The following is a 12,977-nucleotide window of genomic DNA, read 5'->3' on the forward strand; positions in this document are numbered from 1 at the left end:
TTGCCTTGATTTTGTTTTGATAAGATCTTGACGATCTGAACTTCTGTAAAATTGCTTTGTTTCATAATTATCCCTAAGTTAATAAACTATATTTTTAAACGTTCCGTTTTTTAGGGAAGATTACACAACCTTTTATTTCTAGTGGCTATCAACCATACTCAGATGAAATTATTCAAACTAAGCCTCCTGGGTTAAATGTTAACGTTTATAACTTTCATAGTTGGGCTTATCAGTTTTTGAAAGCAAATGGTTTAGTTTTATACAATAAATTGATTAAATCTAATGAGCAGAATCTTATACTTAGCAAACTTAAAAACAAACACTTAGTTATTGATTCTAAGTTGTTTAATAAAAATAATGATTTTTATATTGAAGAATTCTCGTGGATAAAGGGGAAATTATTTGATCATAGAGAGAAATATATTGAAGCTAAACGTACTGGTAGAGGAACAACGGATCGTATTACTAAAGAAGATAAGGAATTGATTTGGAATATCTATGAAGAGTATATCCATTACCAAAAAGAAAATGATAAAGTAGATTTTGATGATTATGCTCTTTTATGTTTAAAAATAATTGATTCTAATCCTAACTTCATACCACCATTCACACATATAATTGTAGATGAAGCACAAGACTTAAATAAGGCACAAATTCTAGTCATAACTAAATTAGTTTCTGAGGAAACGAAGAGTATTTCTATTATTGCCGATGCAGCTCAACGCATTTACAAAAGTGGTTTTACTTGGGCAGAGATTGGTTTTGATTTTAGAGGAAGATCAATCGCCTTTAAGAAGAATTATAGAAATACTAAATCAATAGCAGATGCAGCTAAATCTCTTTTAGATAAAGAACAAGATAAAACAGATTTCACAGATATAGAATCAGCTCGTGATGAAGATATAAATATAAAACCTATCATAGGTAATTTTAATAATTACGACGAACAAAATATATACTTGATTCAAGAGTTAAATAATATTAGAAAAAATGAAAATCTAAATTCTACAGTTATATTACATCGTACAAGACAAGGGCTTAAAGAAATTGAATTTTTATTGAATAACAATAATATTCCATGCGAAATATTAAATAACTCTTATGGAATTGATTTTTTATCAGATAAAGTGAAAATTTGTACACTTTCTTCAGTCAAAGGTTTAGAATTTGATAATGTTTTTATTGTAGATGTGAATGATGATGTAATTCCTTATCCTCCTGGTTTTAACGAACCTGATGATGAATTTCATATATCAACAGAAAGACGCTTGTTATATACAGCTATGACTAGAGCTAGGGAAAAACTGTATATTTTATCGAGCGATAATCCTTCAAGATATTTAAATGAAATAGATGTCGATTTAGTTGACTACGTAAATGATACAAAAATATTATATAGATTTTGATTAATTTAAAACCTAATTACATTGATTTTAAAAAAGAAATTAATGAGAGAGAAATTGAATATTTAATTCATTTTACTCCTGTTATTAATCTTTTGAGTATGTTCGAGCAAGAAAAAATACTTTCAAGAGCTTTATTAGAACAATATGATGTATATCAAACGGATATTTTAGATTTTATCGAATTTACAGATGAAATAAGATTTGATGATAAAAATTATATAAATACCTCAATTTCTCACCCTAATTCATATTTATTAAAAAAATTTAGAGAAAAAACAGCAGATGAACCTCATATCTATTGGTGTATTTTAAAAATTAATCCTAAATTTATTTATAAAGACTCTACTCTTTTTAGTGTTACAAATGCTGCTAATAGTTACAATAAAAATATAACTAAAGTAACAGGTGATATTGATAAATTTAGAATGTTATTTGACAATGAAATTAAGGTTGTAACATCATATAATTCAAGGATTATTATTAGAGATAAATTAAAAAATAAATATCCTACAGATGAGCAAGCAGAAGTTTTAATTGCTAATGAAATTCCAATTAGTGATATAATCGAAGTTTGCTTTGAAAATGAAGAGGATATGGCAAGTGCTAAAGCAGCATTAGCTGAGTTTAATACAGATAATTTTAAAGTTGATAATTTACTCTTTTCAAATAACAGAAACTAATGGATAATCTTAAATCAAAATATATTGCTAGTATTAAACTTTCTGCTATGGCAGATGCTTTAGGTTGGATTACAGAATTTGAAAAAAGTGAAGTTGATCTAATTAAAAAGTATGATACAAATAGAATCACAAAATTTCATCCATGGTCTAAAAATGTAGGCGGACGTTTTTATGATTATGTTGATTATATAAAAGAAGGTTCTTATTCAGATGATACGCAATTAATGCTAGCTGTTGCCAGATCTATAAATTCTTCTGCAGATGTAGATCAAGTATTTTTTGCAAAAAATGAATTACCAAATTGGTTATATTATGCAAGAGGAGGTGGTCGTACAATTAAACAAGCAGCAGATAAAATACAAAGAAAATCGGCTAATTGGTATTCAAACTTTTATACTTATAGTATAAAAGATCAAAAAGTTGATTATAGAGATACTGGTGCGAATGGTGCCGCAATGCGTGTACTTCCTATAGCTTTAGCTAATTTCAAAAATGAAGAGAATATAAAAGCAAATATATTTTCTAATTCAATTATTACGCATGGTCATCCAAGAGCTTTATTAGGTGCAATGCTTTATGGAGTAGTTATAAATCGTTTTTTATCAGCTGATCCGAATAATTTTGAGTTTAAAAATGTCTTAACTGAAATTGGTTCAAATTTTAATGAAACATTTAATTTATCTTTTTTAAATTCTGTTGAATTATTAAAATGGGAAGAAGAGTGGAATAAATCTAGTGATATTTCTTTCAGAGATACTTATGATGAAATTTGTGCAGAAACTCAAGAATATTTAAGAGTAGTATTTAAAAGTTTAAATAAAGATGTAACTGTATATGAAACATTAGATAAATTAGGATGTTTTGCAAATCAAACAAAAGGTTCGGGGACTTCAACAGTTATAGGAGGGTTATATTTAGCTTTAAAATTTGTAAATAATCCTGAGGAAGGTATTTTACAAGCTGTTAATGCATTGGGGACAGATACTGATAGTATAGCTGCATTCACAGGTTCATTATTAGGTGCTTTACATGGAGAAAAAATAATTCCAAATAAATGGAATAATGTTCAAGATGTAACTTATTTAGAAGGCATCGCAGAAAAACTATATTTAATTAACAAAAAGAAATTCAAAGATAAAGAAGATTTTTTATTAGCTCCAGTTCTTAAATCAGCGAATAAACCTAAAACAGATAATTTCCAAATTAATGAAGAGATAGAATTTTCACCTCTTGGGAAAGGAAAAATTATTGAAATTGATAGACAGAAAACTTTAACTAAAGGAAAGTATAATTTAATTCTTTCGATTAATTTAGATATAGGACAATCCATCATTGTAACTTATATTTTCGATGAAAATGAAGATACTACTTATTTGAAAGATTCAATTAAATCCGATGAGTTCAATGATCTTTTAGTTCTAGCTAAATCCAAATTAAAACCATTCGCATATAAAGATTTGGAAGTATTTTTAAAAAATAATAATTCCAATGATATTTTAAATATTTTCAAAACAATTATAGAGAATAAAGCATGAAAAGGAGAACCAATGGTTCTCCTTTTTGCATTCTATTCTTCGTTTGAAACAGTTTATTCAAAACTTAAAAAAACAAAAAAATGTTTTTGCCGAAATTTGGTTACTTAGGTTACTTTTGTAAAATTGAAAAACTCTACAAAAAATATTTAACAAATAATTTGCAGGATAATTTTTTTTATACAACCTTTGTTGAAGTGAAATTTGAAACATTCTACAATGAAAAATTATGAAAAGGTAAAATTAAGAGATATTGCTTCATTTACTTTTGGTTTTCATACGAGTAAAATTGAAAGTCAAGGAATTATTTATCTACAAGCGCGTAATTTTAACGAGAATGGAAGTTATTTGAATAACGTAGATAAATATATTGAATTGAATGAAAACAAAGATGATGTACTCTTAAAAGATGGAGATGTTCTTTTTGTAGGTAAGGGGATGCGATTTTTTGCATATACATATAAACAAGAAATTGGTGAGGCTGTAGCATCATCTATTTTCTATATAATAAAAACGAATCGAGAGGCACTTTTACCAGATTATTTAGCCTGTATTCTTAATCATTCTAAAAGTCATAACTACTTTAACAGTATCGGAGCTGGTAGTTCTATTCCTTCTATTCGTAAAAGCGAATTAGCAGATTTCGAAATTAATCTTCCATCATTACAAGTACAACATAAAATTGTAGAAATGTATGATCTCCATAATAAAGAAATACAATTATTAGAACAACTAAAAGAAAAAAAGCAAGTAAGATTTAACCAATTAATTAACGAAATAACAAAATAAAAATATGGCATCAAAATTAACGCAACAAGAGATCAATAAAGTAGTATGGAAAGCATGTGATTCATTACGCCCGGTCATGGGAAGTGGTTCATATAAGGATTACATCTTAACATTGTTATTCGTAAAATATTTATCTGACGTTTGGAATGAAAAAGCAAACGATTTAAGAGCTAAATACGACGGAAACGAAGAGATGGTTAAGCGTCAATTAAAACGTGAACGTTTTGTATTACCTGAAGAAAGTTCTTTCGATTATCTTTTTGAGAATCGTAATGAAAATAACATTGGAGAGTTAATAGATATTGCGTTAACTAAATTAGAAGATGAAAACCGTTCAAAATTAGCTATGGTATTCCGTAGCATATCGTTCAATTCAGAAACTGCTTTTGGTCCTACAAAACAACGCAATCAAATTCTAAAAAATCTGCTTACAGATTTGAATGAGCTTAACTTACAACCTTCTCATTTAGAAAATAATGATGTTATTGGTGATAGCTATGAATATTTAATTTCCTTATTTGCAGGTGAAGCAGGTAAGAAAGCTGGTGAATTCTATACTCCATCAGAGGTAAGTACCTTATTAGCTAAATTAGTTGATCCACAACCAGGTAATCGTATTTGTGATCCGGCTTGTGGTTCGGGTTCTTTATTGATTAAAGTTGCCAAAGAAATCGAAGGGAAAAATTATGCCTTATATGGTCAGGAGAACAACGGTTCTACTTGGGCACTTTCTCGTATGAATATGTTCTTGCACGAAGAAGATAATGCAGTAATAGAATGGGGTGATACATTAAACAATCCACAATTAAAAGAGGAAGATAGTTTAATGAAATTCGATATTGTAGTGGCTAATCCACCGTTTTCACTAGACAAATGGGGAGCAGAAAACGCCGATGCAGATACATACAAACGCTTCCATCGTGGGGTTCCTCCAAAATCTAAAGGAGATTATGCGTTCATTTCTCACATGATAGAAACAACTTATCAAGATTCTGGAAAAGTTGGTGTTATTGTTCCGCATGGTGTATTATTTAGAGGAAGTAGCGAAGGTAAAATCCGTCAAAAGTTAATTGAAGAAAACATGTTAGAAGCTGTAATTGGTTTACCTGCTAACTTGTTCTTTGGTACAGGTATTCCTGCGGCTATTCTTATTTTCAATAAAGCTAAAGGTTCTAATACCAATGTGTTGTTTATAGATGCAAGTGCAGAGTACGATTCTGGTAAAAATCAAAATAAATTAAGTGAAAAACACATCCAAAAGATAGTTGATGAATTTAAAAAATTCAAAGCTTTACCTGCTTTAGAAACAGAAAATGGAGAAGTACTTACCGATAAATTCTCTTACCGTGCAACCTTTGAAGATATTAAATCAAACGAGTTCAATTTAAATATTCCTCGTTACATCGATACATTTGAAGAAGAAGCCGAAGTAGACATCAAAGAAGTGAACAACGACATCAATCAACTTAAAAACAGTTTGGCAGAAACAGAAGCTAAAATGCAAGCGTTTTTAAAGGAATTAAAGCTAATATAGATTAACCTACTTAAACCAAAAAACAACTATTTGGTTAGTAACTGGCGAATGGCATGGTGGTGGTGTAGAACACGGTAATTCAAAAAAATAATGAAAATACAATACATTTCAGATCTTCATTTAGAATCACATAACAACAGGATGTTTTTTGAAAAATATCCTATTCAACCTTGTGCGGATTATTTGGTTCTTGCTGGTGATATTATACCAATAAACCAGATCGATCAAATTAATTTTTTCCTAGATCATATCAGTCAGGCGTTTACTAAAGTTTTTTGGATTCCTGGAAATCATGAATTTTATGGCTCAGATTACCAATCATATCAATCCTGTAATATTCCCATTCGAGAAAATGTATTTTTAATCAATAACCAATCGGTGTTGCTAGAGGATTATGAATTGATTTGCTCTACTTTATGGTCTAATGTAGACCTAAACAAAAGATGGTTTTTACAATATCACATCAACGATTTTAAATACATTAAATACCAAGAGGATTATATAGATGCCTTAGATTACAATGCATTTCATATCGATGCATTGAGTTTTTTGGAGCATAAATTTCAAACTGCAAATCCCAGCAAAACTATCGTAGTAACACATCATTGCCCTATAATGTTATCTATTCCGGAACAAGAAAATATCAGTTCGGTTTATGGATCTTCGTTAGAGGAGTTGATTATAAAATACCAACCACTGTATTGGATTTATGGTCATACACATACAGCCAATGAGATGATAAATATAAGGAACACGAGCTTACTTACCAATCAATTGGATAAGGCTTCAGGAATAAAGGATTGGAATAAAATTATTGATTTTTAATTTAATAACACTTTTTCTGCATAATAACATTATATTTGTTATCGTGCAATTTTAATGTTAGTATTATGATTCAGCTAAAAAATTACATCAACGAAACGATAGGAATTCATTGCGAGGTAAGCCCTTTAAGCAAGGATGTCCTTAATCAATTACCCATCTATTTGCGTAATGCTTATGGATGGTACGAGTTGTTGATGTTAAATAAAAAATTCGTCATTGCCTATGCAGAAACGGATGATGAGTTTACAATTGCAGCCATCGACACGCAACTAGCAAATATTGAAGAAAGAATTAATCAACCCATTATTCTTTGTGTGGACGAAATGGAAGCCTATAATCGTAAACGATTAATCGAAAAAAAACGAGCATTTATCGTACCGTTTAAGCAATTGTATATACCATACGTATTCATCGATTTTACAGAATACAGATACCAAACAAAAGGACGTACTGCACAAACCTTGCAACCGTTTGCTCAGGTATTAGTCATTGCACATTTGCTGAATACTAATAATCAATATACAATCGAAAATATTCCATTAAAAGAAATTGCAAACCAATTTCAGGTAAATACCATCAACGTTTCGCGTGCAGTCGAAAATTTAGCCGAATTAGAATTAATAGAAATCGTACAGCGTGGTCGTTATAAAATGTTCCAATTCAAATTCGAAAGAAAAACATTGTGGGAAAAAGGGCTACAAAACAACATTTTTATCAATCCAATTGCTAAAGCGTATTTTGTAGCGGATAATTTTAATTGGAATTTACCATTATTAAAAGCAGGAGATACTGCCTTAACGGAGTACACCAATATAAATCCAAGCGATCAAATGGCTTTTGCTATAGATAATCAAACTGGATGTCCTAACAAAAATTCCATAGTAAGAAAAGGTATAAAACTTATCTTAACATGATGAAAGGACAAAAAAAACATTACGATGCTTCTTTTAAATTACGAGCAGTAGAACTGAGTTACGAAAGAAGTAATATTTCCGAATTAGCTAGAGAACTTGGAATAAAAGCCTCATTATTATATAAATGGCGCAAAGATTATCAAGAATATGGATCGAATAGTTTTCCAGGAAAAGGCAATTTAAAGCTAACACCTGAACAAGAGCGTATAGTCGAATTAGAGAAAAAACTAAAAGATGCTGAATTAGAACGAGATATCTTAAAAAAAGCAATAAGCATTTTCTCCAAGAACGGTCGATGAAATACAGATTCATAAAGAATCATGAGCGCCAATTTCCGATTGAGAAAATGTGTTTTTTATTAAAAATAAATTCCAGTAGCTATTATAAATGGAAAAAAAGAGGGTATTCCAATCGACTTTTGAGAAAAAATTTGATGTTAGATAAAATAACATATTTATATTTTGAATTTAAACAGAGATATGGAAGTCCTCGAATTCATTCAGAATTGAACGCTTTAGGTTATAGAATATCACTTAAAACGGTTGCTAAATATATGCAAGAACTTGGCTTAAGAAGTAAATTAAGTAAGAAGTTTAGAATTACAACAAATTCTAAACATAATTATTTAACTGTAAGCAATTTACTTAATAGAGACTTTAGCGCTTCAAAACCTTCAATGAAATGGGTGTCAGATATTACTTATATTGAAACTCAAGAGGGATTTTTGTATTTAACAACAATCATCGATTTGTACGATAGAAAGGTGATTGGTTGGAGTTTAAGCCATACCATGAGTACAAAAGAAACGAGTTTAGCAGCATGGCGTATGGCTATAAAGAATAGATCAATTAAAAAAGGAATGCTATTTCATTCTGATCGAGGTGTTCAATATGCTTCAAATAAGTTTACAAATGTACTTGATTCTTATGGTGTTATTCGTAGCATGTCAAGAAAAGGAAATTGCTGGGATAATGCTGTAGCTGAGAGCTTCTTTAAATCTTTAAAGACAGAACTGATCTATGGAAATAAATTAATAACACGAGAAAAAATGAAAACGCAAATTTTTGAGTATATTGAAATTTGGTATAACAAAAATAGAAGACATAAAACATTGGGATATAAAACTATCTTTGAGTTTAATAATAATTTACAATTTTTAAAATATGTAGCTTAACTTACAATGGAAAATTCACGGGGATATCCAAACGTTGTATCTACCGAAATAACAAACCTCTTAACAACTGAATTACCTAAAATCAATTTTTAAAAAAAATATCTTTACTTAATGGCACAGTTAACATATCAGGATAAAGCATATTTAGAAAAATTCTTAATGATGGGAGATGGATTTTGTTTAGACTTCTCAAATGATTCTTTACAAAGGTTTGTTTTTGAGAGTATTAGAGTTAATATTTATGATGATAAATATGATAAATATGGAACTTCAAAAGCTAAGAGAATACGAGCTTTTTGGGAAATTGAAACAGATTATTTAGTAGGTAAATTATTAAAGTCTTTTATTCAATATTATAAAGGTTTAAAAGTATCTAATTCATCTTTTTTTAATGCTTCATCAGAATTATTTGAATGTGTTGAAAAAATATGTAATAAATTATTATCTAAAGCTATAAGCCCTCATTCAGAATTAATAACTCCTTTGTATGATGAAGATGATTTCTTAAAATTAGCAAGTAATATTAAGGAATATATAGAGAAGAATGAACCTGAATTAGCATTAGATAGACTACATACATTTTATACAAAGTTTATAAGAGGTTTATGTACAAATCATAAAATTTCATTTAGTAATTCAGAGTCATTGAACGCAATTTTTGGTAAGTATATAAAATTTATTGAAAAATTAAATATTATTGAATCTGATATGACTTTAGCTATTTTGAAATACAGTATTAATTTGCTTGATAAATATAATGATGTAAGAAACAATAATAGTTTTGCGCACGACAATAAGTTGTTAAATTATCAAGAAAGTTTATATGTTTTTGATACATTGGCTCGATTAAAAGGTTTTATAGATAATATAGAAGAACATATAAAATCTAGTAAAAAAACTTCAGATGTAAATGAGCTTTTTTAAGAATAATTAATCTAATGAATTAATAAAACAGAATGACCCCATCATACCAAGAAGATCAAATCAGTCAAATCCCAGCCATTCAATTATTAACTAAACTATAGTTATCAAATACTTAAACACGCTATAAAAATTAATATTACACTATGAAACATCACAGACACAGAAAATATAAAATACTTTCACATCAAGAAAATTCTACTTGGATTACAGATACAATCACAGGTAATCCACAAAAATGTTTTCTCTTAAATCATTCTATTGGAGAAGAGATTTATTTATTCGAAAAAGAATTCAACAGTTTTTCGAATCGAATAAAATTCCAATATAGTATTCTTAATCTTTATAAAATAGGAGAATCTTACGAATTTAAAATTATAAAAGAAACAGATAAAGTATTAGTAATATCTAATTTTGATTATTTAGAGTTTGCAGTTCCAATTTCATTTAAAGAAATAGAAAATCAAACAACTATTACACTCGAAATTGAAGATTTTGACTTAGAAGATAATAAACCTAAGTTTAAAAATAGAGAATACGAACCGGTTACTTATGAGATTGATTATTCTGATTTTGAAACAAATAAAATTTATAATATTACAATTCTAGAAACCTATATTAATCGAAATGATAATTTATTTGCTAAAATAGAATTCAAAAATAAAGTATATTCAGTTAGTATTCCTTCTATTTTAAAAAATGCCGATTTAGGTAAATCCCTTCAAGTAACATTAGGCACTTTTAAGGATTCTAATACTCAAACTTTAAAACTTACAAGATATTCTATTGTTTCTAAATTGTTCACTATTGGTCAAGAAATTAATTTAGTTATTACTGAACAAGAATTTAATCATGAAACAGGAATTACAAAATGGATATTAAAGGACCAATTTAATTTACGCCACAATTATTACCCGTACAATGATTTAACGTTTAATAATGATTATAATAAACTGAATCAAGAGGATGAAATAAAATTAATTGTATTAAAAATAACTGACAATGGCTTCTTAACTCTTGTAAATGAATTAGCTGACTGGAGTAAAAATAATTATTTGATTGAAGATGTATTCGAAGAAATTGGATATGCAGATAAAGAAGACGAATATTTTTTCAAGAACAAAGATTTTTTAACAAATGATGAAAACGATATAGAAACGGTAAACAACAGTTCTTATATTGATCAATACAATGAGGGAGAAAATTTATGGGTATTCTCATACTTAGCTAATTTAGACATAGAAATTTATGCTGAATTAGGAAATGAGAATTACGAAAGAAGTCTTACCTTGATTGATATCTATGTGAAAATTGAGAAATGGATTTTAGAAGGGTCTAATTATCTTTTAAATTTCAGTGAATTTAGAAGACCTGATATAATCCGAAAAGCTGAATCTAAAATAGTTAAATTAGAAGCTTTAGCAGAAGCTTTACACATATATTTGGAAGGTGAAGACCAAAAGTTTTTAGAAGAAATTAAAGAAAGTTTAGCTCGTTCTCCGTACTTAAATCAAAAGAAAAAAAATATTCTAAAGCAAATTATTAATATTTCTCAATATTTTAATTCTGATGCTGATCGGCATATTTATGATACGATCATATTAATGATTAAGCACGGTTTTTTTGAGGATTATGAAAGATATTTCTTTGCAAAATCAATTATCGAAAAGATAAATAGACTTCGCGATAAAGTTTTAGATGGCTTTAATGATGATGATTCTGAAGAAAGTCAACTAAACCTTCAATCATTAATTTCGAATCAATATTTAGTCGTAATTCTTAATTCATATTCTAATGAGAATATGAATGCAACGTATAGTTCGATTAATTACCTAAGATATTTAGCAATTTATCATAAAGATATAAGGTTGTTAGATTTAGCAATTTATCTTATAGTTCACAGAGCGTATTTAGAACCTAATGTGTATAAACACAACAATGCGTTTGATATTTCTTATGAAGAATTTTTTGGTATGATTAGATATCCAGAAAATCAGAAATTAATGTACGTAAAATCAGGGATGTTATTATTTGAGGATAATCATCTGAAAATATTACCATACAACATTTCTAAAGTAAGAAGTGTAAATCAAGTAAACAAGTCTGATAAAGTTATTATTGATAATTATCAAAATCTAAATATTTCTGTTTTATCTAAGTTTGAATTTGATGTCATTCATGAAAATAATAGTGAACTTGATAATTTAAATACTATTCTTAAAATACTTAATTACCTGTTGTGCATTTAGCACAAATTAATTTTTAACTTATTCAAACTTCTCTTGAAGACGAAAAAATTTAGATATTGAATCATGGTAAAAGAAGTTATTTTTGATACTATTCTTGTTGCCAAACCTTGAAAGGTTTTTGCGAGGTTAATATTTATTAAGAACTGTCCGCACAGTTGCGAAATATTGGTTTCAATCCTCTTTCTGATTTTTGATTTTGTCTTGCAAAAGTCCACAAAATTATGCTGGTTTTTACGCATTGGAACCGAAAGATTTATCTTGGAATAGTTGAATAAATCCAGTTGGAGTTCTTTGCTGATGTACCCTCTGTCGCCGATTAATAAACAGTTTTCAAAATTCTCCTTAATGTCGTGCAGATAGTTCACGTCGTGAACGTTTGCAGGGGAAAAATCAAACGAGTGGAAGATTCCATTTTTGTCACAAACCGCATGAAGTTTATAGCCAAAATACCTAGATTTTTGTGCGGCACAATATCCATATGCAGGTTTGATCTCATCCGTGGAACAGATTGCAGAACGATTTGCCCGACTTATTTTACAGATTTCAATTGGCGTGGAATCCACAATAAAGACATCGGTGAAATCCGAAAACTTGCTGCTCAAGGTTTCTCTGATTTTTTCAATGTAGGGAAAAAGTTTTCTTTTCCTTTTATTGTAGACACTCCTTTCAATTCTTCCATCCAAATCAGTCCCTGAAATGCATCTAAATAACTGTAGTTCAGAGTTAATAGACATATATTCTGCAGTGAGGTTGAGTGCCACAAGTTCCAAATCAGACATTTTTGGAAGCCTAATTTGCTTACTTGTAGTAATATATTTACAGGTGTTGTAATCTTCCCTAAAAACCGGAACGTTTAAAAATATAGTTTATTAACTTAGGGATAATTATGAAACAAAGCAATTTTACAGAAGTTCAGATCGTCAAGATCTTATCAAAACAAAATCAAGGCAAAA

Annotated in this window: 12 protein-coding genes; 11 read left to right on the forward strand and 1 reads right to left on the reverse strand. The window is 28.7% G+C overall.

Features of this window, described 5'->3' with window-relative positions:
• Window positions 1-170: 170 nt before the first annotated feature.
• The 11 genes from G0Q09_RS13770 (at window position 171) to G0Q09_RS13815 (ending at window position 12,024) form a co-directional block, all read left to right on the forward strand.
• Window positions 171-1,406, forward strand: coding sequence for a 3'-5' exonuclease (locus tag G0Q09_RS13770; protein ID WP_371875745.1), 1,236 nt, complete (start codon window positions 171-173; stop codon window positions 1,404-1,406).
• Entirely contained in the window at window positions 1,403-2,086 is a 684-nt protein-coding gene (locus G0Q09_RS13775) for a DarT ssDNA thymidine ADP-ribosyltransferase family protein (RefSeq protein WP_257468275.1), read from the forward strand. Before G0Q09_RS13770 ends, G0Q09_RS13775 begins: the two co-directional genes overlap by 4 nt.
• Window positions 2,086-3,621 (forward strand): ADP-ribosylglycohydrolase family protein, encoded by a 1,536-nt coding sequence (locus tag G0Q09_RS13780; RefSeq protein WP_219035299.1) that lies wholly within the window; start codon window positions 2,086-2,088, stop codon window positions 3,619-3,621. Before G0Q09_RS13775 ends, G0Q09_RS13780 begins: the two co-directional genes overlap by 1 nt.
• Window positions 3,622-3,822: 201 nt before the next feature.
• Window positions 3,823-4,407, forward strand: a complete 585-nt coding sequence (locus tag G0Q09_RS13785) for a restriction endonuclease subunit S (protein ID WP_219035300.1) — start codon at window positions 3,823-3,825, stop codon at window positions 4,405-4,407.
• Between the two features lie 4 nt (window positions 4,408-4,411).
• Window positions 4,412-5,941: a type I restriction-modification system subunit M gene (locus G0Q09_RS13790; RefSeq protein ID WP_219035301.1), complete on the forward strand. Its 1,530-nt coding sequence runs from the start codon at window positions 4,412-4,414 to the stop codon at window positions 5,939-5,941.
• Between the two features lie 90 nt (window positions 5,942-6,031).
• Window positions 6,032-6,766, forward strand: a complete 735-nt coding sequence (locus G0Q09_RS13795) for a metallophosphoesterase (RefSeq protein WP_219035302.1) — start codon at window positions 6,032-6,034, stop codon at window positions 6,764-6,766.
• 65 nt (window positions 6,767-6,831) lie between these two features.
• Entirely contained in the window at window positions 6,832-7,680 is an 849-nt protein-coding gene (locus G0Q09_RS13800) for a hypothetical protein (protein WP_219035303.1), read from the forward strand.
• Complete coding sequence (locus G0Q09_RS15245; protein ID WP_125350866.1) at window positions 7,677-7,979, forward strand: transposase; 303 nt, start codon at window positions 7,677-7,679, stop codon at window positions 7,977-7,979. The genes G0Q09_RS13800 and G0Q09_RS15245 overlap by 4 nt, the downstream gene beginning before the upstream one ends.
• Window positions 7,976-8,854, forward strand: a complete 879-nt coding sequence (locus tag G0Q09_RS13805) for an IS3 family transposase (protein ID WP_371875744.1) — start codon at window positions 7,976-7,978, stop codon at window positions 8,852-8,854. Before G0Q09_RS15245 ends, G0Q09_RS13805 begins: the two co-directional genes overlap by 4 nt.
• Before the next feature lie 111 nt (window positions 8,855-8,965).
• Window positions 8,966-9,778: an abortive infection family protein gene (locus G0Q09_RS13810; protein ID WP_219035304.1), complete on the forward strand. Its 813-nt coding sequence runs from the start codon at window positions 8,966-8,968 to the stop codon at window positions 9,776-9,778.
• 143 nt (window positions 9,779-9,921) lie between these two features.
• On the forward strand, window positions 9,922-12,024 hold the full coding sequence (locus G0Q09_RS13815) for a hypothetical protein (RefSeq protein WP_219035305.1): 2,103 nt from the start codon (window positions 9,922-9,924) through the stop codon (window positions 12,022-12,024).
• Here G0Q09_RS13815 and G0Q09_RS13820 read toward each other — a convergent pair.
• Window positions 12,021-12,887 (reverse strand): IS982 family transposase, encoded by an 867-nt coding sequence (locus G0Q09_RS13820; RefSeq protein WP_443093332.1) that lies wholly within the window; start codon window positions 12,885-12,887, stop codon window positions 12,021-12,023. The two genes, G0Q09_RS13815 and G0Q09_RS13820, sit on opposite strands and share 4 nt — an antisense overlap.
• Window positions 12,888-12,977 lie beyond the last annotated feature (90 nt).

It is taken from the genome of Empedobacter falsenii, assembly GCF_019308355.1.
Lineage (GTDB): Bacteria > Bacteroidota > Bacteroidia > Flavobacteriales > Weeksellaceae > Empedobacter > Empedobacter falsenii_B.

What these genes read in the sequence shown, in the direction of transcription:
- G0Q09_RS13780 (WP_219035299.1), top strand. Translation starts at nt 2,086, where the DNA reads ATGGATAATCTTAAATCAAAATATATTGCTAGTATTAAACTTTCTGCT.
- G0Q09_RS13790 (WP_219035301.1), top strand. Translation starts at nt 4,412, where the DNA reads ATGGCATCAAAATTAACGCAACAAGAGATCAATAAAGTAGTATGGAAA.
- G0Q09_RS13795 (WP_219035302.1), top strand. Translation starts at nt 6,032, where the DNA reads ATGAAAATACAATACATTTCAGATCTTCATTTAGAATCACATAACAAC.
- G0Q09_RS13800 (WP_219035303.1), top strand. Translation starts at nt 6,832, where the DNA reads ATGATTCAGCTAAAAAATTACATCAACGAAACGATAGGAATTCATTGC.
- G0Q09_RS15245 (WP_125350866.1), top strand. Translation starts at nt 7,677, where the DNA reads ATGATGAAAGGACAAAAAAAACATTACGATGCTTCTTTTAAATTACGA.
- G0Q09_RS13805 (WP_371875744.1), top strand. Translation starts at nt 7,976, where the DNA reads ATGAAATACAGATTCATAAAGAATCATGAGCGCCAATTTCCGATTGAG.
- G0Q09_RS13810 (WP_219035304.1), top strand. Translation starts at nt 8,966, where the DNA reads ATGGCACAGTTAACATATCAGGATAAAGCATATTTAGAAAAATTCTTA.
- G0Q09_RS13815 (WP_219035305.1), top strand. Translation starts at nt 9,922, where the DNA reads ATGAAACATCACAGACACAGAAAATATAAAATACTTTCACATCAAGAA.